Source organism: Pseudomonas sp. IPO3749, assembly GCF_013386605.1.
GTDB classification, from domain to species: Bacteria; Pseudomonadota; Gammaproteobacteria; order Pseudomonadales; family Pseudomonadaceae; genus Aquipseudomonas; species Aquipseudomonas azotoformans_A.
Window position 1 is genome coordinate 46,200 of the sequence record NZ_JACARN010000036.1, and the last position, 21,568, is coordinate 67,767.

Below are 21,568 nucleotides of genomic sequence, written 5' to 3' on the forward strand. Positions count from 1 at the left end.
TCACCACAGAAAGCCCACTCATACACATTGATCGAGAGTGACCCATGACAACCTTGCACGCTGAAGCCGTCGGCAAACGCACTTGGCCGCAATACCTCGGCTGGGGCCTGTTCCTGGTCCTGCTGGCCTGGGCCTGGCACGGCGCCGAGATGAACCCGCTGGCGCTGTACCGCGATTCCGGAAACATGGCGACCTTCGCCGCCGACTTCTTCCCGCCGGACTTCCACGAATGGCGCTCCTACCTCAAGGAGATGATCGTCACCGTGCAGATCGCCCTGTGGGGCACGGTGTTGGCGATTGTCTGCTCGGTGCCGCTGGGCATTCTCTGCGCCGACAACATCACCCCCTGGTGGATCCACCAACCCCTGCGCCGGGTCATGGACGCCTTCCGCTCCATCAATGAAATGGTGTTCGCCATGTTGTTCGTGGTCGCCGTCGGCCTCGGTCCTTTCGCTGGCGTTTTGGCCCTGTGGATCAGCACCACCGGCGTCCTCGCCAAGCTGTTTGCTGAGGCCGTCGAAGCCATCGACCCAGGCCCGGTGGAAGGCGTGCGTGCCACCGGTGCCAGTGCCTTGCAGGAAGTGATCTACGGCGTGATCCCCCAGGTGATGCCGCTGTGGGTGAGCTACGCGCTGTACCGCTTCGAAGCCAACGTGCGCTCGGCCACGGTGGTCGGCATGGTCGGCGCGGGCGGGATCGGCGTGATCCTCTGGGAAAACATCCGCGCCTTTCAGTTTGTACAAACCTGCGCGGTGCTGCTGGTGATCATCGTGGTGGTGAGTTTGATCGACGTGTTGTCCCAACGCCTGCGCAAGCAGTTCATCTGACGTCGGAGGGGTGCCCGCGCGGCGCTTTTTTTAAGCATGCAGTTGTCTAGACAAGATGAGCCGGTGTACCGCGAACTCGCGGATATCCTGCGCCGTGAATTGAGCAGCTACAGCGCCGGCGACTTCCTGCCCGGCGAGGTGCACATGGCCGAGCGTTTTGGCGTCAACCGCCACACGCTGCGCCGCGCCATCGACGAGCTGGTATTCGAAGGCAGCCTGTTGCGCCGTCAGGGCAAGGGCACCCAGGTACTTGATCGCCCGTTGATCTACCCGATGGGCGCCGAGACCTCCTACAGCCAGTCGCTGTCGGCCCAAGGCGTGGGCGTGGAAGCGGTGCTGCTCAAGCGCCGTTACTGCTACGCCAGTCACGATGAGGCGCAGCACTTGGGCATTGCCGAAATGGCGCCGATGATCGAGCTGCAGACCCTGCGCAAACTCGACCACCAACCCGTCAGCCTGATTCGCCATCGCTACTGCGCCAGCCGGGCGCCGTTGCTGGCCGACTACACCGGCGGTTCGCTGCGCCAGTACCTGCGCGAACGCGACCTGCCGCTGACGCGCACCCAAAGCCTGATCGGTGCGCGTTTGCCCAACCGTGATGAAGCCGCGCTGCTGATGATGCCTCGGCACTTGCCGGCCCTCACCGTATTCACCCTTTCCCGCGATCGCGACGGCCGCCCGGTGGAGCTGGCACAGTCCACCAGCCGTTCGGATCGCTTCCAGTACCAAGTGGTGACCTGATGGAGACCCTGATGAATCTGTCCCCGCGTCAGCATTGGATTGGTGTGCTCGCCCGCGCCCAATTCAGTGAACTGCAACCTCACGAAGCCGCGTTGAAAGACGCGGAATACCAACTGATCCGCGGCCCGGAAATCGGCATGACCCTGGTGCGCGGCCGCATGGGCGGCAGTGGCGCGCCGTTCAACGTCGGCGAAATGAGCGTGACCCGCTGCGTGGTGCGCCTGGCCGATGGCCGCACCGGCTACAGCTACCTGGCCGGGCGCGACAAGGCCCATGCCGAGTTGGCGGCCCTGGCCGATGCCCATCTGCAAGGCACGCAGCCAAGTCTTTGGCTCAGCGATTTGATCACCGCGCTGGCCAATACACAGGCCGTTCGACGCGCGAAAAAAGAAGCCGACACCGCCGCCACCAAGGTCGAGTTCTTCACGTTGGTTCGAGGAGAAAACTGATGAATGCGCAACTGTTGCAACCGGCCTTTGTCGACCCGGTCCTGGACGCCCAGCGCGGTTTTCGCGCCGCCCTCAAAGCCTTGGCCGAACCCGGTTTGATCCAGCACCTGCCCTGCGCGCCGCGCCTCGATGGCCTGGCGCCCGCCACCTATGCCCTGTGCCTGGCGATGCTGGATGGGGACACGCCGCTGTGGCTGGCGCCGAGCTTCGACACGCCGCTGATCCGCGCCAACCTGGCGTTCCACTGTGGTTGCCCGTTGACGGCGAACCGTGAAGACGCGGTGTTCGCCTTGCTCGGTGAGCAAGACTTGCTCGACCTCAGCGGCTTCGATCACGGCAATGACCGTTACCCCGACCAGTCCTGCACCCTGCTTGTGCAGCTCACCGACCTGGAATCCGGTCGCGGCCTGCTCTGGCGCGGTCCGGGCATCAAGGCCCAGCGCCAGGTGCAGGTGCCCGTGCCGCAAGCGTTCTGGCTGGAGCGCCAGCGTCGCGAAGCCTTCCCCCGTGGCCTGGACGTGCTGTTTGCCGCCGGCCATCACCTGATCGGCCTGCCGCGCAGCAGCCGTGTCGCAGAGGAGCGTGCCTGATGTACGTAGCCGTCAAGGGTGGCGAACAGGCCATCGATAATGCCCACCGCCTGCTGGCGAAAAAACGCCGGGGCGATACCGCGATTCCGGAACTGAGCGTGAGGCAAATCCGCGAGCAACTGCCCCTGGCCGTGGCGCGGGTGATGACCGAGGGTTCGCTGTTCGACGAAGAACTCGCCGCGCTGGCGATCAAGCAAGCGGCGGGGGACCTGGTGGAAGCGATCTTCCTGCTGCGCGCCTACCGCACCACGCTGCCGCGCTTCAGCCCGAGCTTGCCGATCGACACTGCGCAGATGTCGTTGAGCCGTCGCTTGTCCGCCACCTTCAAGGACGTGCCCGGCGGCCAGTTGCTTGGCCCGACTTTCGATTACACCCATCGCCTGCTGGATTTTTCGCTGCTGGCCGAAGGTGAATACCCCGGCCCGCAAACCGCGCCCGATGCGCGCATCGAAGCCTGCCCACGGGTGCTCGGCCTGCTTGCCAAAGAAGGCCTGATCAAGACTGAAACCGACGACAACGCCAGCGTCGCCGATATCACCCGCGACCCGCTGGAATACCCGGCCAGCCGCGCCGAGCGCCTGCAAGCCCTGGCCCGTGGCGATGAAGGTTTCCTGTTGGCGCTGGGCTACTCGACCCAGCGTGGCTACGGCCGTAATCACCCGTTTGCCGGCGAGATTCGCATCGGCGACGTCGAGGTGTGGATCGACCCGCCAGAGCTGGGCTTTCCCATCTGCCTGGGCAGCATCGAAGTCACCGAGTGCGAGATGGTCAACCAGTTCGTCGGCTCCGCCACGGAGCTGGCGCAGTTCACTCGCGGCTACGGGTTGGCCTTCGGGCATGCCGAGCGCAAGGCCATGGGCATGGCGCTGGTGGATCGCTCGCTGCGCGCGGGCGAATACAACGAAGAGATCGTCTCACCGGCCCAGCGTGAAGAATTCGTATTGGCGCACTGCGACAACGTCGAGGCGGCCGGTTTTGTCTCGCACCTCAAATTACCGCACTACGTGGACTTCCAGTCCGAACTGGAACTGATCCGCAAACTGCGCCAACCGGCCGAGGGCCCGAGCCATGAATGACGCCGCCTACAACTTCGCCTACCTCGACGAACAGACCAAACGCATGATCCGCCGCGCCTTGCTCAAGGCCGTGGCGATCCCCGGTTACCAAGTGCCGTTCGGTGGCCGCGAAATGCCGTTGCCTTACGGCTGGGGCACCGGCGGCATGCAATTGACCGCCGCGATCCTCGGCGCGCAGGACGTGCTCAAAGTCATCGACCAAGGCGCGGATGACACCACCAACGCCGTGTCGATCCGCCGCTTTTTTGCGCGCACCGCAGGCGTCGCCACCACCGAAGCCACGCCGGACGCGACGGTGATCCAGACCCGTCACCGCATCCCGGAAACGCCGTTGCAGGCCGACCAGATCATGGTCTACCAGGTGCCGATCCCCGAACCGCTGCGCTTTATCGAACCGTCGGAAACCGAGACTCGCACCATGCACGCCCTGAATGATTACGGGGTGATGCACGTGAAGCTTTACGAAGACATTGCCACCTTCGGCCATATCGCCACCAGCTACGCCTACCCGGTGATGGTCGACGAGCGCTATGTGATGGACCCGTCGCCGATCCCCAAATTCGACAACCCGAAACTCGACATGAGCCCGGCGCTGATGCTGTTCGGCGCCGGTCGCGAGAAGCGCCTGTACGCGGTGCCGCCGTACACCCAGGTCACCAGCCTGGACTTTGAAGACCACCCCTTCGAAGTGCAGAAGTGGGAGCACAACTGCGCCATCTGCGGCAGCCGTGAATCGTTCCTCGATGAGCTGATTCTGGACGATGCGGGCACCCAGAGTTTTGTCTGTTCCGACACCTGGTATTGCGCGCAACGCGTCAAGGAGAACAACCAGTGAGCCAGCCGTTATTGCAAGTGCGTGACCTGTCCCTTTTGTACGGCCCGGAGAAGGGCTGCCAGGGAGTGAGCTTCGATCTTTACCCCGGCGAAGTGCTGGGCATCGTTGGCGAGTCCGGCTCGGGCAAGTCCACCTTGCTCTCGCTGTTGAGCGGGCGCCTGCCGCCGCAAGCGGGGAGCATCGGCTACCGCAGCAAGGACGGCGAATGGCTGGATTTGTACAGCGCCAGCGAAGCCGAGCGCCGCACCTTGCTGCGCACCGAATGGGGCTTTGTCGAGCAGAACCCCCGCGACGGTTTGCGCATGGGCGTGTCGGCCGGTGCCAATATCGGCGAGCGGCTGATGGCCCAGGGTGTGCGCAATTACGAGCAGCTGCGCGGTGCCGGTCTCGATTGGTTGAGCCAGGTGGAAATCGACCCGCAACGTATCGATGACTTGCCGCGCACTTTCTCCGGCGGCATGCAGCAGCGCCTGCAAATCGCCCGCAACCTCGTCTCCAGCCCGCGTCTTGTATTCATGGACGAACCCACCGGCGGTCTCGATGTGTCGGTGCAAGCGCGCCTGCTCGACCTGCTGCGCGGGCTGGTGCGTGAGCTGGATTTGGCGGTGGTGATCGTCACCCACGACCTGGCCGTCGCGCGCCTGTTGGCCGACCGCCTGATGGTGATGCGTCGCTCCCGTGTGGTGGAAACCGGGCTCACCGACCAGATCCTCGACGATCCACAGCACCCTTACTCTCAACTGCTGGTGTCTTCGGTATTGCAGCCATGACAAATGCCTTGATCGAGGTCCGTGACCTCTCGAAAACCTTCACCCTGCATCAGCAACATGGCGTGGTGCTCAACGTGCTGCGCGGCGTCGAGTTCAGTGTGCAGGGCGGTGAATGCCTGGTGCTGCACGGCCAGTCCGGCGCCGGTAAAAGCACCTTGTTGCGTACCCTCTACGGCAACTATCTGCCGGCGGGCGGCAGCATTCGCGTGCAGCATGCGGGCGAGTGGCTGGAGTTGGTCGGCGCCGAGCCGCGTGACATCTTGCAGGTGCGTCAGCAAACCCTCGGCTACGTCAGCCAATTCCTGCGGGTAATCCCCCGCGTGGCGTGCCTGGACGTGGTGATGGAGCCGGCGTTGGCCCGTGGCTGGTCCAAGGCCAATGCGCAGTCGCGTGCCGAACACCTGCTGACCCGCCTGAATATCCCGCAACGCCTGTGGCAGCTGGCGCCTGGCACCTTCTCCGGGGGCGAGCAACAGCGCGTCAACATCGCCCGCGGCTTCATGGTGGGCTGGCCGGTGATGCTGCTGGATGAGCCCACCGCGTCCCTGGACGACAACAACCGCCAGGTGGTGCTGGAGTTGATGAACGAAGCCAAGGCCGCCGGCGCGGCGCTGATCGGCATCTTCCACGACCGCGCCGCTCGTGAAGCGGTTGCCGACCGCCATTTCGACATGACCCCCACGCCTGTTGCCCAAGAGGAATACGCCCATGCCCGCTGAACAGATCCTCAGTAATGCCCAGATTGTCACGGCTGATCGCATGTTCCTGGGCTCGGTGGTGCTGCGCGACGGCAAGATCGTCGACCTCGCCGAAGGGCGCAGCCAGTTGCCCCAGGCCCAGGACCTGGGCGGTGATTTCCTGTTGCCGGGCCTGGTGGAATTGCACACCGACAATTTGGAAAAACACATGACCCCGCGCCCCGGCGTGGACTGGCCGTCGACCTCGGCCGTGCTCAGCCACGATGCGCAGATCATCGCGGCGGGTATCACCACGGTGTTCGACGCGGTGTCCATCGGCGACGTGAACCCCAAGGGCAACCGCATGAAAAAGCTGCCGGCGATGCTCGACGCCATCGCCCAGGCGGAAGGTGCCGGCCTGACCCGCGCCGAGCACCACCTGCACCTGCGCTGCGAGCTGTGCCACCCGGACACCCTCAGCGTGTTCCGCGACCTGGTGGAAAACCCGCTGGTGCAACTGGTGTCGGTGATGGACCATTCGCCGGGCCAGCGCCAGTTCGTGCTTGAATCCAAGTACCGTGAGTACTACATGGGCAAGTACCACCTGAACGACGAAACCATGGACGCGTTCATCGTGTTGCAAAAGGCCAACTCACTGGCGTATAGCGACCGTTATCGCGCCGCCATCGTCGAGCATTGCCTGGCGCGCGGACTGTCCGTCGCCAGCCACGACGATGCGACGCTGGCCCACGTGCAAGAGTCGGCAGGCTACGGCATGACCATCGCCGAATTCCCCACCACCCTGGAAGCGGCGAAGGGCTGCCAGGCGCTGGACATGAAAGTGTTGATGGGCGCGCCGAACGTGGTGCGCGGTGGGTCGCACTCGGGTAATGTGGCCGCCGCCGGCCTGGCGGCCGAGGGATTGCTGGATATACTTTCCAGCGACTATTACCCGGCCAGCCTGTTGCAGGCGGCCTTCGTGCTGGCCGACCAGCAGGACGGCGGCGACCTGTCGCGAGCGGTCAAGATGATCAGCCTGGCGCCGGCAAAAGCCGCGGGCCTGAGTGATCGCGGCGAAATCGCCATTGGCCTGCGCGCGGACCTGGTCCAGGCCCGCAGCCGCGAAGGGCTGCCGGTGGTGCAACAAGTATGGCGACAAGCGAAGAGGGTGTTTTGATGGCTGGCAGGTTGATCTATCTCATCGGGCCGTCCGGCTCGGGCAAGGACAGCCTGCTGGATGCTGCACGGCCACGCCTGGCCGAGCGCGGTTGCCGCATCGTGCGCCGTGTTATCACCCGTTCGGCGGAAGCGGTGGGCGAGGCCGCGCAAGGGGTCAGCCCGGAGCAGTTCGCCGCGCTGCAGGCCGAGGGCGCCTTTGCCCTCAGCTGGCAGGCGAACGGTTTGTCCTATGGCATTCCCAAGGAGATCGACGCGTGGTTGGCGGCGGGTGACGACGTGCTGGTCAACGGCTCCCGTGCGCACCTGGCACAGACCCGCGCGCGTTATCCGACGTCGCTGGTGTTGCTGTTGACGGTGGACCAGGCGGTGTTGCGCCAGCGCTTGATCGCGCGCGGGCGTGAGGCGTTGGCGGAAATCGAGGAGCGCCTGGCACGCAATACGCGGTTCACCGCTGAGTTGATCGCGGGGCATGGGGCGGGGTTGTTCGTGCTGGACAACTCCGGGCCGCTCGAGCATACGGTCGAGCGCCTGCTCTGCTGCCTCGACCACGGACACTCGGCATGCGCCTGACGCTGCTCGGCACCGGTGACGCGCGGCAAGTCCCGGTGTACGGCTGCGAATGCCCGGCGTGCGGTCTGGCGCGCAGCGACGCAAGCCTGCGCCGCCGCCCGTGCAGTGCGCTGATCGAATGCGGCGACCAACGCTGGCTGATCGACAGCGGTTTGCCTGACCTCACCGAACGCTTCCCACCGCGCAGCTTCAACGGGATTTTCCAGACCCACTATCACGCTGATCACGCCCAGGGTTTGCTACACCTGCGCTGGGGGCAAGGGTGGGTGATTCCGGTGCATGGCCCGGCGGATCCGGAGGGGTTGTCGGACTTGTATAAGCATCCGGGCATTCTCGATTTCAGCCAGCCTTTTGCCGAGTTTGAAACACGCCAATTTGGCGAGTTGAGCGTCACGGCGTTGCCGTTGCAGCATTCCAAACTGACCCTGGGTTACCTGCTGGAAGGCGAGGGGCGGCGCATCGCCTACCTCACCGACACGGTCGGCCTCCCGCCGGCAACATTAGCCTGGCTGCAACGCGAACCCCTGGACGTGCTGGTACTGGATTGCTCCATGCCGCCGCAGCCGCAAGCGCCGCGAAATCACAATGACCTGACGTTGGCGTTGCAGAGTATCGAGGAAACTGGCGCGCAACGGGGGGTGCTGACCCATGTGGGGCATACGTTGGATGCGTGGTTGCTGGAGCATCGGCGCGAGTTGCCACGGCATGTCACGGTCGGCTGGGATGGCCGGATTATCTGAACGCCTACGGTTGCACAGAACGTTACTTCCTCAATAACCCTTCAACGTATTCGATAAATGCCTTTGCCTTGGCACTCGGCATTCGCCCCGTCGGCAATACCGCCCACAGGTCCTTTGGCGGGAGTTCCCAATTGGTCAATACGGGCTTCACCTCACCCCTGGCCAATTCCGGCGAGAACATCCATTCGGACGTCATCGCCAGGCCTTGGTGGGCGAGCACACCTGCGCGCAAGCCTTCGGAAGAGGTGACGCGCAAGCGTCCTTGAGCGGCGATGGTGTGTTCGTGAAGGCCTTGTTTGAAGGGCCAGAGCGGGCTTTCCCCGAGGCTGTAGATCACGGCCTGGTGGTTGAGGATATCCGCCGGGCTCTGTGGCTCGCCGAAACGTTCGAAGTAGGCCGGTGTACCGAACACCCGGCACGGACTTTGGCCGAGCCGGCGAGCAGTGAGGCCAGAATCACTCAGGTTGCCGATACGCAGGGCGACGTCGATGCCGTCCTCAACCAGGTTCAGGAGTCGGTCGTCGAGCAACACGTCGACGTTCAGGCCTGGATGTTGGTCCAGGAAGGGGCCCAGGTTAGGAATGATCCGCATGCGGGAGAACGTCACGCCGGCGCTGACCCGCAGGTTGCCCGTCAATCCGGCGCTGGCGCCACGGGCGGCCTCGTCGGCTGCGTTGGCTTCATCGATAGCCCGCTTGGCCCGTTCGAAGTACACCAAGCCCGCCTCGGTGGGGGTCAGGCCCCGTGTGGAGCGCATCACCAGCCGCACGGCAAGGCGCGCCTCCAGTTGCGCAATGCTCTTGGACACGGCGGGCTGGCCGATGCCCAGGCGTTTGGCAGCTGCGGAGAACGACCCGGTTTCGACGACGTGGACGAAGGTTTCCATAGCGGTGAGGCGGTCCATCGGTGGCTCCTGTCGGGCTTGGCGGCGTTCAAGCCTAAGGCGATGACCCGGGTGTGTCATGCGTTTCCAATGTCGAACGGGTGGGTTTTCAATATCCAGTAAAACAGCCGTCAGTCAGACCTGCGTATTTTGTGCTTGAGTAAAGGTAACTCTAGGGTTATTTTTATTCAGGCCAAGCCAAGGAGGCTCGGGTGCAAAGCAGGTTATTGATCAAGGAACTGCAAGAGGCGGGCTGGGTGCTGGATCGGGTCACGGGCAGTCATCATATTTTTACCCACCGCTATAGCCCGTACACCATCCCTGTGCCGCATCCCAAGAAGGACCTGCCGCTGGGCACCGTCAGAAGCATCAGGAAACGCGCCGGCTTGTTTCAGTTTTAAGGAGAACGTTCATGCAATACCCAATCTGTATCGAATGGGGCGATGACTTCACCGCCACCGGTATCCAGATCCCCGATATCCCAGGTGCGGTCACCGCCGGGGACAGTTTTGAAGAGGCCTACAACGCCGCAGTGGAAATCGCGCACATCATGCTGCAAGAGATTGCCGCAGAAGGCGGCCCGATTCCGATGCCGACGTCGGTAGCCAACCATCACGCGCACGAAGACTACGCCGGCATGGGTTGGGGGATGTTGGAGCTGGACATCACGCCCTACCTGGGCAAGACCGAGAAGGTCAACGTGACTTTGCCTGGTTACGTCATCCAGCGCATCGACCGGTATGTGCGTGAACACAAGGTCAAGAGCCGCTCTTCCTTCCTGGCGGACGCTGCGCTGGAGAAGCTGGTGCGGTCCTGAGGAAGGGTTAAGGGGTGTGTCCTAGTCGGTGGGAAAACAGCGTACTTGAGCGGGCAGTTTTTTTTTAGATTCTGTTTTTCTGTTGTCAAAACAACGCGATGCCGCCCGGGCCTTTGTGTTGTCGAGTGTTTAAATTGCAAAGGAATTCTTGGCTGTATCGCCCAGTGTTTCAGGGCGTTCGGGTGTTTCGGCTGGTATTAACTTTACGGTGGTGTCGGATTTTTCAGCGTGCGAGTTTCCCTCTGGACCCGTTGGCTAACAATCAGTTGGCGGACTCTCTTTATTGAAACCAAAGGCGTCGCACAATGAATACTTATGACCTGCGCAGTAGGAGTCCTCTGAATAACCTGCCGGTATCGGACCCCGGCCCATTTGGCGTGGGGGCTGGCAACAAGCCCTCTTACACAACGGATCAGGCCGCCAAACAGCTCACGCGAGAAAACCTGCGCTTTCATGACCGCAACGGCGATTCGAAAGTCGATGTGAATTACACGGTGGATGGCAGTTTCACCCAGCAGCAGCAACGACGTGTTCGCCAGGCAGTGCAGTCCTGGCAGGATGTGGCCAATATCAACTTTCGCGAGCAGGCGGGCGGGGCGGACGGCGCGCTGAGCATCCGCAATAACCCACGCGGTGATCGGGGGGTCGCCACATTCCCTGACCGCTCTAATACCAGTACTTCGGCCACGATCGGCACACTGGGAGAGAGCGGGTCACCGACATTGGGCAGTCACTTTTCGGTAACGGCCATTCATGAGGTCGGCCACGCCATCGGCCTGCACCATCCGGGGAACTACAACGGGCGCGGTTTCGATTACCAGAACGGCGCGGTCTACGCCGAAGACACCAAGGCGCGTACGGTGATGAGTTATTGGTCGGAGCAGAATCAGAAGGGGCATGACTTCAAGGGGCAGAACCCCTCCGCGCCGATGATGGACGATATCGCGGCAGCTCAACGCCTCTACGGCGCCAATCATGAAACCCGCAAAACCGATACCACCTATGGCTTCAATTCCAATACCGAGCGGGAGGCGATGAGCCTCAAAAGCGCTGCGGACAAACCTGTCTTCTGTGTGTGGGACGGTGGTGGCGTCGACACGATGGATTTCTCCGGGTTTTCCCAGGACCAGAACATCAACCTGAACGCCGAGTCGTTTTCTGATGTGGGCGGGTTGAAGGGCAATGTGTCTATTGCCAAGGGCTGCACGATTGAAAACGCGATTGGCGGCTCGGGGCGAGACAACATCTCGGGAAATGAGGCGGCAAACCGCATCAAGGGCGGCGGGAAGGGCGATTCCCTGAGAGGCGGTGGCGGCGCCGACACCTTTGTCTACGACAAGGCCAGCGATTCCACGCCGACCGACCCGGACATGATCGAGGATTTCACCAGCGGCACGGATAAGGTCGACGTGTCGGGCGCCTTGAAGGAGGCGGGTGTGCGAGCATTGGTGTTCACCGATCGGTTCAGTGGTCGCGCCGGGGAGGCGGTGATCAAGCATGATCCGAGTACGGGCCTCTCAAGCCTGGCTATTGACCTGAAGGGCACGGGTAAGGCGGACCTGTTGCTCAAGAGCAAGGGCGAAATCAAGCCAACGGATGTGCTGTCGGAGGGGCAAGCGCCGGAGGTTCAGCCTGCACCTGTCCCTAAACCTACACCAGCACCTGCTCCCACTCCGGCGCCGCCTCCTCCGGTCCCGACACCCGCTCCCGCGCCTTTGACGGATAAGACACAGGAGCAAGCTGCCGGCTTGATTCAGATGTTCGCAATCACTCTGCTGGCCTTTTTCTCGCAGTTGCTGAGCCTGCTCGCGTCGCCTGCCGGCCAAGCATCCGCGGAGAAAAAACAGTCTTGAACCTCTCCTCAAGCAGTGGCGACCGTAGCCGGGCGTGAAGCACTCAGGAAACGCAGCAGCGCGATCAAGGGGAACGCGCTGCCCACCAGCATCACACCCAGCCAGCCGCCGTGCTCATACACGCTGCTGGCAATCGCCGAGCCGAAGGCACCGCCGATGAAGATGCTGGTCATGTACAGCGCGTTCAGGCGGCTACGGCTGTTGGCGTCGAGGGCGTAGATGGCGCGTTGGCCAAGCACCATGTTCATCTGCACGCAAAAGTCCAGGACCACGCCGGTCACCGCCAGGCCGATCACGCTATACAACGGGTGCACGAAGGCCGGCAGGAAGCTCAACGCGGCAAACAGCATGGCCAGCAACGATGCGCGGTGGGTATGGCCGGCATCGGCCAGGCGGCCGGCGATGGGCGCGGCAATGGCGCCCAGCGCACCGACCAGGGCAAACAGCGCGATCTCGCTCTGGCTCAAGCCGTGGTTACGCGCCAGCTCCAGCGGTGCGGCGGTCCAGAACAAGCTGAAGGTAGCGAACATGCAACCCTGATAAAACGCCCGCTGGCGCAGCACCGGCTGCTCACGCAACAAGGTGCCGAGGGAGCGCAGCAACTGCCCATAGGTGGCACTGTGATCAGGCTGGCGCTTGGGGATGGTGATCAGCAACACCACACTGATAAACGCCATCAACGCCGCTGCAGCCATAAACATCGCGCGCCAGCCGAAGTGGTCCGCCACCACGCTGGACACGGGGCGTGCCAGCAGGATGCCGAGCAACAGGCCGCCCATGATGCTGCCGACCACGCGGCCACGGGACTCGGCGGGTGCCAGGTGCGCGGCCAGCGGGATCAGGATCTGCACCGACACCGAACTGAAACCGATCAGCAGCGATACCAACAGGAACAGATTCGGCTGCTCGGTAAACGCCGCACCCAACAGACTGGCGATGGCCAGTACGGTGGTGGCGATCATCAGCTTGCGGTTTTCCAGCAGATCGCCCAGCGGCACCAGGAAAAACAGGCCCAGGGCGTAGCCGATCTGCGTCAAGGAGACGATCAGGCTGGCCATGGCGGGCGTGAGGCCGATGTCCGGCGCGATCAGCTCGATGATCGGTTGGGCATAGTAGATGTTGGCAACGATGGCGCCGCAGCAAAACGCAAACAGCATCACCATGCTCCGGGTCATGGTGGTTGTAGCGTGGGACGTAGCGTTCATGGTGTTCTCATAAATGCGAAGGAAAGTGGGGCGAGCCTAAAGACAACACCGTAGCCCGGGTAGGCCGCTGGCAGTGATAACACTCATGCCCGGTAATGATGAGTGAATCGTTAACTTTCTGCGCGAAGGGTAATGATACATTCAGAAACAACTGCCGAAACAGGAAATCCCATGAAGATCACGTTGAACAAGATGCTCCTGGCTTCCACCCTGGCCGCTGCGATGGCCGTAGGCCTGGCCCAGGCTGCCGAAGCGCCGCGGGTGGGCGTGCGCGGGGCCATTACCGCGATGGAAAGCGATGCGATGCACGTCAAGGTCAACAGCGGCGAAGACGTCATCGTGCACCTGACCCCAAGCACTCAGGTGCGCGCGGTCACCCTGGCCAAGATCGATGAGATCAAGCCGGGCAGCTACATTGGCTCCGCCGCCATGCCCAACGCCGATGGCACCTTGACCGCACTGGAAGTGCACGTCTTCCCACCGGCCATGGCCGGCACGGGCGACGGGCATCGCGCGTTTGACTTGAAAGAAGGCAGCAGCATGACCAATGGCACCGTCGGCGACCTGGTGGTGAGCAACGGGCGCACCTTGACCGTGAAGTACAAAGGTGGCGAGCAGAAGATCGTGGTGCCGGACGATGTGCCGATCGTCAACCTGGAGCCGGGGGATCGCAGTTTGCTCAAGGCGGGGGTGAAGGTGGTGCTGTTTGCAGCGCAGGCGGCGGATGGGACGATTACCGCGCAGGCCATCTCAGCCGGCAAAGATGGTGTGACACCGCCAATGTAAAGTCTGGCGCAGAACCAAATGTGGGAGCGGGCTTGCTCGCGAATGTGGTGGATCAGCCAATGAATCTGTTGACTGACACACCGCATTCGCGAGCAAGCCCGCTCCCACTGTTTTACCGCGTTTATTCAGTTATTGACCGGAGTAAATCTGGTCAAACACCCCACCATCATTAAAGTGGGTCTTCTGCACGGTGCGCCAGTCACCAAAGGTCTTCTCTACCGACAGGAAGTCGACTTTCGGGAAGCGGTCGGTGTACTTGGCCAGCACTTTCGGGTCACGTGGACGCAGGTAGTTGTTGGCCGCGATTTCCTGGCCTTCCGCCGACCACAGGTACTTCAGGTAGTCTTCGGCGGCTACACGGGTGCCTTTCTTCTCGACCACTTTGTCGACCACCGACACCGGCGGCTCGGCTTCGGCGGAAACGCTTGGGTAGATCACTTCGAACTGATCACGGCCGAATTCGCGGGCGATCATTTCCGCTTCGTTTTCGAAGGTCACCAGCACGTCGCCGATCTGGTTGGTCATGAAGGTGGTGGTGGCCGCACGGCCGCCGGTATCCAGCACCGGAGCCTGCTTGAACAGTTTGCCGACAAAGGCCTTGGCCTTGTTTTCGTCGCCGCCGTTCTTCAGCACATAACCCCAGGCCGACAGGTAGGTGTAGCGGCCGTTACCCGAGGTTTTCGGGTTGGGCACGATCACTTGCACGCCGTCTTTCAACAGATCCGGCCAGTCCTTCAGGGCTTTCGGGTTGCCTTTGCGCACGATGAACACGGTGGCGGAGGTGAACGGCGCGCTGTTGTTCGGCAGGCGGGTGACCCAGTTGTCCGGCACCAGCTTGCCATTGTCGACCAGGGCGTTGATGTCAGTGGCCATGTTCATGGTGATCACGTCAGCCGGCAGGCCATCGATCACCGAGCGCGCTTGTTTGCTGGAACCGCCGAAGGACATCTGCAGGGTCAGCTTGTCGTTCGGGTGCTCGGCTTCCCAGTGTTTCTGGAAGGCGGCGTTGTAGTCCTTGTAGAAATCGCGCATCACGTCGTAGGAGACGTTGAGCAGTGTGACGGGGGCAGCCTGGACGGCGCCCGCCAGGGCAAGGCCGGCGGCCAGGAGAGAGGCGCTAACGAGTTTTTTCACTGCTCATTCCTTGTTGTTCGAGAAGGTAGTCGATTGAGTAGGGGCAATATGCCAGCGACTATAGCTGCCGGCGCATAGACGTTTAAAGATTAAAACGTACTTTGCTTATTCCACTTTACGGAAAAGGTTACTCCCGCACCGCGAGCAGAAGGCGGCATTCGGTTCATGGCTGTTCTTCTTGCACACCGGGCAGTCGGTTTGCAGCTGTTCGCCACGCATGGCACTGGCCAGTTCAGCGGTGAAAATCCCGGTGGGCACGGCGATGATCGAGTAACCGGTGATCATCACCAGTGACGAAATCACCTGGCCCAGCGGGGTCTTCGGCACGATATCGCCAAAGCCCACGGTGGTCAGGGTCACGATGGCCCAGTAGATGCCTTTCGGAATGCTGGTAAAGCCGTACTCCGGGCCTTCGATCACGTACATCAAGGTGCCGAACACCGTGACCAGCGTGCACACGCTGACCAGGAACACCACGATCTTCTGCTTGCTGCCTCGTAGCGCCGCCATCAGGTAGTTGGCCTGCTTGAGGTACGGGCTGAGCTTGAGCACGCGGAAGATCCGCAACATCCGAATGATGCGGATGATCAACAGGTACTGCGCATCGCTGTAATACAACGCAAGGATGCCGGGCACGATCGCTAGCAAGTCCACCAACCCATAAAAACTGAAGGCGTAGCGCAACGGCTTGGGCGAGCAATACAGCCGCAACCCGTACTCGATCAGGAACACGAGGGTGAAGCCCCACTCGATGTAGGCCAGTACATCGGCGTAGTTCTGGTGGATCTGGTCGATGCTGTCGAGCATCACGATCACCAGGCTGGCCAGGATGATCAGCAGCAGGATGCCGTCAAACCGTCGCCCGGCCCTGGTATCACTCTGGAAAATCATGACGTAGAGCCGCTGGCGCCAGTCGTTGTTGCTGTCCATAAATCCCGCCTGAAACTGATATCGAGCAAGCCTAGGGGGATTCGAAGGGGCTGTCCATGCAGGGTTTGCGCAGCACCCGAGCGCCTGCACGCACCAGCCAACAGGCGAGGATGAACGGCGCGGTCAGCGCAGGCAGGTGCAGGGCGGCAAAACCCGGTGTGAGGATGATCGCCAACAGGATGCCGAGCAGCGGCAGCCAGGGCTGGCGACGTACCTGGCTCAACGCCACGGCAGCCAGCGCCGGGTTGTAGCTGTGCAGGCCGAGGAGGGCGCTGGCGGGTTCGTCCAGCCACAGCGCAATCAGCACGCCGACACTGGCGCCGATCAAGGCCCAAGTGGCGGCGCGGCGGTTGGCCTGCCACAGGCCCAGCGCAATCAGTGCGCCTGATACGGGCTGGTCCAACAACATGATTTGCGCGAGTCCGGTTAAAGGCGCAGTGAGGATAGCCAACGTGTCGGGTTCGCTCAGGGCAACTGTACTCTCTGGCACCATGCCCAGCAGCAACCAACCCAGGCCGACAAAAGGCGCGGTGTAGGCCGGCAGATCATTGGGCTGGCTGGCGCGTTTCAACCATTGCCGCGTCAGGATCGCACTCAAGCCGCCGCACGCCAGGATTAGTGGCGGCAGCAAGGCTGACCAGGCAAAGTGCTGGCTGATCAACAAACCCAGCAGCACGCCGTTATAGCTATACAGCCCGGCCTGGCGCTCGGTCTTGGGATAACCGCGACGCTGGGCCGTGAGCAATCCCGCCACGCCACCCAGCAACGCACCGCCCAATAAGGTCGGCGCGCCGATCAGGATCGCCAGCAGGCACAGCAGGCCGCACAGTGGCTGGCGTTGCAGGAAGATCTGGCTGAAGCCGTTGAGCAGGGCTTCGGCCCAGTCGGGGCAGGTGGGGTTGTGCATGGATTGACTATCTAAGGATGGACATAAAACCTGTGGCGAGGGAGCTTGCTCCCGTTGGGCCGCGCAGCGGCCCTAAGAGATGGGACTGCTGCGCAGTCCAGCGGGAGCAAGCTCCCTCGCCACAGAGGATTAGAGTAGGGTTTCGATCCGCAGTGAATTGGTCGACCCCGGCTGCCCGAACGGCACCCCCGCCGTAATCACCAACGTATCCCCACGCTCCGCCATGCCCTGTGCCTGGGCAATCTCCAGCGCCGTGGAGCACACCTCATCCACCTGGCGCAGTCGGTCATTGACCACCGAATGCACGCCCCACGCCACGCTCAACCGACGTGCCGTGGACAGGTTGGGCGTAAGGTTGAGGATCGGCGCCACCGGCCGTTCCCGCGCCGCGCGCAGGCTGGAGCTGCCCGACTCGCTGTAGTTCACCAGCACCGCCACCGGCAGGATGCTGCTGATGCGGCGGATCGCACAGCTGATGGCGTCCGACACCGTGGCATCCGCCTTGGGTCGGCTGACATCCAGTTGCGCCTGGTAATCCGGGCCGTTTTCCACCTGGCGGATGATCTTGCTCATCATCTGTACGGCTTCCAGCGGGTATTCGCCGGACGCGGTTTCCGCCGACAGCATCACCGCGTCCGCACCTTCGGCCACGGCATTGGCGACATCGGTGACTTCGGCACGGGTTGGCGCCGGTGAGAAGCGCATCGACTCCAGCATCTGCGTCGCCACCACCACTGGTTTACCCAGTTGGCGGCAGGTGCTGATGATGTCCTTCTGGATCTGCGGCACGCTCTCGGCCGGCACTTCCACGCCCAGGTCGCCTCTGGCCACCATGATCGCGTCGCTCAGTTCGGCGATTTCCTGCAGGCGCTGCACGGCCGAGGGTTTCTCGATCTTGGCCATCAGGAACGCCTTGTCGCCGATCAGCTCGCGGGCTTCGCGAATGTCTTCCGGGCGTTGCACGAACGACAGCGCCACCCAATCCACGCCCAGCTCCAGGCCGAAGCTCAAATCGCGCCGATCCTTGGCGGTCAATGGGCTGAGTTCCAACAGGGCTTGTGGGACGTTCACACCTTTGCGATCAGACAATTCACCGCCATTGAGTACGGTGGTGTCGATGGCGTCGGCATGTTTGGTGATCACCCGCAGGCGCAGCTTGCCATCGTCCAGCAGCAGGTCCATGCCGGGTTCCAGCGCCGCGATGATTTCCGGGTGGGGCAGGTTGACCCGGCGCTGGTCGCCTGGTGTTTCATCCAGGTCCAGGCGCAACGCCTGGCCGCGCACCAGTTGCACCTTGCCCTCGGCAAAGCGTCCGACGCGCAGTTTCGGCCCTTGCAGGTCCATGAGGATGCCCAGTGGGTAATTCAGCTGGCGCTCGACCTGGCGAATCCATTGGTAGCGCTGGGCATGGTCGGCGTGGTCGCCGTGGCTGAAATTGAGCCGGAAGATGTTCACCCCGGCTTCCACCAGCTCGCGGATGTCGTCGATACCGTCGGTGGCGGGGCCCAGGGTGGCGAGGATTTTGACCTTCTTGTCAGGCGTCATGTTTGGCAGTCTCAAGGATCAGGATGGCGCGGAAGTCGTTGACGTTGGTGCGCGTGGGCTCGGTGATGATCAAACCGTCGAGGGCGGCGAAATAGCCGTAGCCGTTGTTGTTATCCAACTCATCGCTGGCCGACAGTCCGAGGGCTTCGGCGCGCGAATAGCTGCACGGCGTCATGATCGCGCCGGCGTTGTCTTCCGAGCCGTCGATACCGTCGGTGTCACCGGCCAGGGCGTACACGCCGGGCAGGCCCTTGAGGCTGTCGGTGAGGCTCAACAGGAATTCCGCATTGCGCCCGCCACGGCCATTGCCGCGCACGGTCACGGTGGTTTCGCCGCCGGAGAGGATCACGCACGGCGCCGCCAAGGGCTGGCCGTGTTGCACGATCTGCCGGGCGATACCGGCGTGTACCTTGGCCACGTCCCGTGCTTCGCCTTCGAGGTCGCCGAGGATCAACGGGCTGAAACCGGCCTGGCGGACTTTCACCGCCACCGCTTCCAGGGATTGCTGGGGGCGGGCGATCAATTGGAAGTGGCTGCGGGCGAGTACCGGGTCACCGGGCTTGACGGTTTCCGAGGCCGGGTTCTGCAACCAACTGCGCACCGAGGCGGGGGCGTCGATGTTGTAACGCTTCAGGATCGCCAGCGCCTGTTGCGACGTGCTCGGGTCACCGACCGTGGGGCCGGAGGCAATAACGGTGGCCTGATCGCCCGGCACATCGGAAATCGCGTAGGTGTAGACCGTGGCTGGCCATGCGGCTTTCGCCAGTCGGCCGCCCTTGATGGCCGAGAGGTGCTTGCGCACGCAATTCATCTCGCCGATGGTCGCGCCGGACTTGAGCAGGGCTTTGTTGATGGCCTGTTTATCGGCCAGGGTGATGCCTTCTGCGGGCAACGCCAGCAGCGCAGAGCCACCGCCGGACAGCAGGAAAATCACGCGGTCGTCTTCCGTCAGGTTGCTGATCAGTGCCAATACGTGCTCGGCCACGGCCAGGCCGGCAGCGTCGGGCACCGGGTGTGCGGCCTCGACCACTTCGATTTTCTTGCAGGGCGCGCCGTGGCCGTAACGGGTGACGACCAGGCCGGTGACTTCGCCCTGCCAGACGTTTTCCACTACCAGCGCCATGGCGGCGGCGGCCTTGCCGGCGCCGATCACGATCACACGGCCGCTGCGGTCGGCGGGCAGGTAGGGTTCAAGGACTTGCCGGGGGTGGGCAGCGTCGATGGCTGTGGCAAACAGCTCGCGAAGCAGATGTTGCGGATCGACCGACATAAGCGGGCTCCCGGGGGATTCTTGTTATTAGGGATGTTGCGGTGATCGTTCCCGCAGGGCTGTGGGAACGATCTGATTACAGAGGGGATTACTTCTCGCGAATCGAGAAATTCGCCATATGTTCCAGGCCTTTGATCAGCGCCGAGTGGTCCCAGTTGCCGCCGCCAATCGCGGTGCACGTACTGAATACCTGCTGCGTACCGGCGGTGTTCGGCAGGTTGATCCCCAGTTCCTTGGCACCGGCCAGCGCCAGGTTGAGGTCCTTCTGGTGCAGGTTGATGCGGAAACCCGGGTCAAAAGTGCCCTTGATCATGCGCTCGCCATGCACTTCGAGGATTTTCGACGAAGCAAATCCGCCCATCAACGCTTCCCGCACCTTGGCCGGGTCGGCGCCGTTCTTGGCGGCGAACAGCAGCGCTTCCGCCACCGCCTGGATGTTCAGCGCCACGATGATCTGGTTGGCCACCTTGGCGGTCTGGCCATCGCCATTGCCGCCCACCAACGTGATGTTCTTGCCCATGGCCTGGAACAACGGCAGCGCGCGTTCGAAGGTCTGCGGCTCGCCACCGATCATGATGCTCAGGGTGCCGGCCTTGGCGCCGACTTCACCCCCGGACACCGGGGCATCCAGATACTGCGCGCCGGTCTCGTTGATCTTGGCGGCAAACGCCTTGGTAGCGGTGGGGGAGATCGAACTCATGTCGATCACCACCTTGTTCGGCGACAGGCCGGCGGCGACGCCGTCTTTGCGGAACAGTACGTCGTCGACCTGCGGGGTGTCCGGGACCATCACAATGATGAACTCGGCTTCCTGCGCAACTTGCTGCGGGTTGGCCAGGGCCACCGCGCCAGCGTCGATCAGCGCTTGCGGCGCCTTGCCGTGGTGCTCGGAGAGGAACAGTTGGTGACCTGCTTTCTGCAGGTTGGCGGCCATGGGTTGACCCATGATGCCGGTGCCGATAAATCCGATTTTAGCCATGAAGAAATCCTCTGTTTAGATGGCGTTGTGGGTCTTCAACCAACCCAAACCCGCTTCGGTGGTGGTCAACGGCTTGTACTCACAGCCGACCCAACCCGTGTAGCCGATGCGGTCCAAATGTTCGAACAGGAAGCGGTAGTTGATCTCACCGGTGCCCGGCTCGTTGCGCCCAGGGTTGTCCGCCAGCTGGATGTGGTTGATCTCACCCAGGTGCGCGGCCATGGTGCGGGCCAGGTCGCCTTCCATGATTTGCATGTGATAGATGTCGTACTGCAGGAACAGGTTGTCGCTGCCCACCTGTTCGCGAATCGACAGGGCCTGCGCCGTGTTGTTCAGGTAGAAGCCTGGGATGTCGCGGGTGTTGATCGCTTCCATCACCAGCTTGATGCCCACGGCTTGCAGTTTTTCAGCGGCGTACTTGAGGTTGGCGACGAAGGTTTTTTCCAGGGTTTCGTCGTCAACACCTTGTGGCCGGATGCCCGCCAGGCAGTTGATCTGGGTATTGCCCAGCACCTGGGCGTAGGCGATAGCCAGCTTGACCCCGGCACGGAATTCTTCGACCCGGTCCGGGTGGCAGGCCAGGCCGCGTTCGCCCTTGGCCCAGTCACCGGCCGGCAGGTTGAACAGCACCTGGGTCAGGCCGTGGGCGTCGAGTTGCGCCTTGATTTCGGCAGAGCTGAATTCATAGGGGAACAGGTACTCGACGCCTTGGAAGCCAGCGTCGGCGGCCGCTTTGAAACGGGCAAGAAAGTCCTGTTCGGTAAACAGCATGGACAGGTTGGCGGCGAAACGCGGCATAAGGTTC

Annotated in this window: 24 protein-coding genes; 15 read left to right on the plus strand and 9 right to left on the minus strand. The window is 62.6% G+C overall.

Features of this window, described 5'->3' with window-relative positions; all coding sequences use genetic code 11:
• The first annotated feature begins 44 nt into the window (after positions 1–44).
• Genes phnE through phnP form a run of 11 tightly spaced genes read left to right on the plus strand, consistent with a single transcriptional unit; the run spans position 45 to position 8,454 of the window.
• On the plus strand, positions 45–827 hold the full coding sequence (gene phnE, locus HX812_RS14985; RefSeq protein WP_016978496.1) for a phosphonate ABC transporter, permease protein PhnE: 783 nt from the start codon (positions 45–47) through the stop codon (positions 825–827).
• 36 nt (positions 828–863) lie between these two features.
• Complete coding sequence (gene phnF / locus HX812_RS14990; protein WP_177128227.1) at positions 864–1,568, plus strand: phosphonate metabolism transcriptional regulator PhnF; 705 nt, start codon at positions 864–866, stop codon at positions 1,566–1,568.
• A gap of 11 nt (positions 1,569–1,579) precedes the next feature.
• Complete coding sequence (phnG, locus tag HX812_RS14995; RefSeq protein ID WP_038845854.1) at positions 1,580–2,017, plus strand: phosphonate C-P lyase system protein PhnG; 438 nt, start codon at positions 1,580–1,582, stop codon at positions 2,015–2,017.
• The gene (gene phnH / locus HX812_RS15000; protein WP_038845855.1) at positions 2,017–2,607 is read left to right on the plus strand and encodes a phosphonate C-P lyase system protein PhnH; all 591 of its coding nucleotides are present in this window, start codon (positions 2,017–2,019) and stop codon (positions 2,605–2,607) included. Before phnG ends, phnH begins: the two co-directional genes overlap by 1 nt.
• Positions 2,607–3,683, plus strand: a complete 1,077-nt coding sequence (locus HX812_RS15005; protein ID WP_038845856.1) for a carbon-phosphorus lyase complex subunit PhnI — start codon at positions 2,607–2,609, stop codon at positions 3,681–3,683. Before phnH ends, HX812_RS15005 begins: the two co-directional genes overlap by 1 nt.
• Positions 3,676–4,518 carry an alpha-D-ribose 1-methylphosphonate 5-phosphate C-P-lyase PhnJ gene (locus tag HX812_RS15010; RefSeq protein WP_038845857.1) on the plus strand — a complete coding sequence of 281 codons (843 nt, stop codon included), beginning with the start codon at positions 3,676–3,678 and terminating at the stop codon, positions 4,516–4,518. Before HX812_RS15005 ends, HX812_RS15010 begins: the two co-directional genes overlap by 8 nt.
• Positions 4,479–5,288: a phosphonate C-P lyase system protein PhnK gene (gene phnK / locus HX812_RS15015; RefSeq protein ID WP_161630236.1), complete on the plus strand. Its 810-nt coding sequence runs from the start codon at positions 4,479–4,481 to the stop codon at positions 5,286–5,288. The genes HX812_RS15010 and phnK overlap by 40 nt, the downstream gene beginning before the upstream one ends.
• On the plus strand, positions 5,285–6,007 hold the full coding sequence (gene phnL / locus HX812_RS15020; RefSeq protein ID WP_038845858.1) for a phosphonate C-P lyase system protein PhnL: 723 nt from the start codon (positions 5,285–5,287) through the stop codon (positions 6,005–6,007). Before phnK ends, phnL begins: the two co-directional genes overlap by 4 nt.
• Entirely contained in the window at positions 5,997–7,142 is a 1,146-nt protein-coding gene (locus HX812_RS15025; protein WP_033897609.1) for an alpha-D-ribose 1-methylphosphonate 5-triphosphate diphosphatase, read from the plus strand. Before phnL ends, HX812_RS15025 begins: the two co-directional genes overlap by 11 nt.
• A complete protein-coding gene (phnN, locus tag HX812_RS15030; protein WP_038845859.1) occupies positions 7,142–7,714 on the plus strand; it encodes a phosphonate metabolism protein/1,5-bisphosphokinase (PRPP-forming) PhnN in 573 nt (190 codons plus the stop codon). Before HX812_RS15025 ends, phnN begins: the two co-directional genes overlap by 1 nt.
• Positions 7,705–8,454: a phosphonate metabolism protein PhnP gene (gene phnP / locus HX812_RS15035; protein WP_038845860.1), complete on the plus strand. Its 750-nt coding sequence runs from the start codon at positions 7,705–7,707 to the stop codon at positions 8,452–8,454. The genes phnN and phnP overlap by 10 nt, the downstream gene beginning before the upstream one ends.
• A gap of 22 nt (positions 8,455–8,476) precedes the next feature.
• Here the strand turns inward: phnP and HX812_RS15040 are convergent, their stop codons facing one another.
• Complete coding sequence (locus HX812_RS15040) at positions 8,477–9,358, minus strand: LysR family transcriptional regulator (protein ID WP_038845861.1); 882 nt, start codon at positions 9,356–9,358, stop codon at positions 8,477–8,479.
• A gap of 191 nt (positions 9,359–9,549) precedes the next feature.
• On the opposite strand from HX812_RS15040, the gene HX812_RS15045 reads away from it, so the two are divergent.
• From HX812_RS15045 to HX812_RS15055, 3 genes are all read left to right on the plus strand, one after another.
• Positions 9,550–9,738 carry a type II toxin-antitoxin system HicA family toxin gene (locus HX812_RS15045; protein WP_016978508.1) on the plus strand — a complete coding sequence of 63 codons (189 nt, stop codon included), beginning with the start codon at positions 9,550–9,552 and terminating at the stop codon, positions 9,736–9,738.
• A gap of 11 nt (positions 9,739–9,749) precedes the next feature.
• A complete protein-coding gene (locus HX812_RS15050) occupies positions 9,750–10,154 on the plus strand; it encodes a type II toxin-antitoxin system HicB family antitoxin (protein ID WP_033897613.1) in 405 nt (134 codons plus the stop codon).
• 305 nt (positions 10,155–10,459) lie between these two features.
• Complete coding sequence (locus tag HX812_RS15055) at positions 10,460–12,007, plus strand: M10 family metallopeptidase C-terminal domain-containing protein (protein ID WP_038845863.1); 1,548 nt, start codon at positions 10,460–10,462, stop codon at positions 12,005–12,007.
• Between the two features lie 8 nt (positions 12,008–12,015).
• On the opposite strand, the gene HX812_RS15060 is transcribed toward HX812_RS15055, so the two are convergent.
• Positions 12,016–13,212 carry an MFS transporter gene (locus HX812_RS15060; protein ID WP_038845865.1) on the minus strand — a complete coding sequence of 399 codons (1,197 nt, stop codon included), beginning with the start codon at positions 13,210–13,212 and terminating at the stop codon, positions 12,016–12,018.
• Between the two features lie 171 nt (positions 13,213–13,383).
• Between HX812_RS15060 and HX812_RS15065 the strand changes: the two genes are divergently transcribed.
• Entirely contained in the window at positions 13,384–13,998 is a 615-nt protein-coding gene (locus tag HX812_RS15065) for a DUF5666 domain-containing protein (protein WP_038845866.1), read from the plus strand.
• A gap of 129 nt (positions 13,999–14,127) precedes the next feature.
• Here the strand turns inward: HX812_RS15065 and HX812_RS15070 are convergent, their stop codons facing one another.
• The 7 genes from HX812_RS15070 to hyi all read right to left on the minus strand — a co-directional run bounded on the left by HX812_RS15070 (position 14,128) and on the right by hyi (position 21,561).
• Complete coding sequence (locus tag HX812_RS15070; protein ID WP_016979582.1) at positions 14,128–15,132, minus strand: sulfate ABC transporter substrate-binding protein; 1,005 nt, start codon at positions 15,130–15,132, stop codon at positions 14,128–14,130.
• A gap of 105 nt (positions 15,133–15,237) precedes the next feature.
• Positions 15,238–16,062, minus strand: coding sequence for an ion transporter (locus tag HX812_RS15075; RefSeq protein WP_038847906.1), 825 nt, complete (start codon positions 16,060–16,062; stop codon positions 15,238–15,240).
• Positions 16,063–16,093: 31 nt separating this feature from the next.
• The gene (locus HX812_RS15080; protein ID WP_038847909.1) at positions 16,094–16,969 is read right to left on the minus strand and encodes an urea transporter; all 876 of its coding nucleotides are present in this window, start codon (positions 16,967–16,969) and stop codon (positions 16,094–16,096) included.
• A 129-nt stretch (positions 16,970–17,098) separates the two neighbouring features.
• Complete coding sequence (gene pyk, locus HX812_RS15085; RefSeq protein ID WP_038841586.1) at positions 17,099–18,514, minus strand: pyruvate kinase; 1,416 nt, start codon at positions 18,512–18,514, stop codon at positions 17,099–17,101.
• Positions 18,504–19,784, minus strand: coding sequence for a glycerate kinase (locus tag HX812_RS15090; protein WP_038841589.1), 1,281 nt, complete (start codon positions 19,782–19,784; stop codon positions 18,504–18,506). Before HX812_RS15090 ends, pyk begins: the two co-directional genes overlap by 11 nt.
• Before the next feature lie 88 nt (positions 19,785–19,872).
• A complete protein-coding gene (locus HX812_RS15095) occupies positions 19,873–20,763 on the minus strand; it encodes a 2-hydroxy-3-oxopropionate reductase (RefSeq protein ID WP_038841592.1) in 891 nt (296 codons plus the stop codon).
• Positions 20,764–20,778: 15 nt separating this feature from the next.
• The gene (gene hyi / locus HX812_RS15100) at positions 20,779–21,561 is read right to left on the minus strand and encodes a hydroxypyruvate isomerase (RefSeq protein WP_038841595.1); all 783 of its coding nucleotides are present in this window, start codon (positions 21,559–21,561) and stop codon (positions 20,779–20,781) included.
• Positions 21,562–21,568 lie beyond the last annotated feature (7 nt).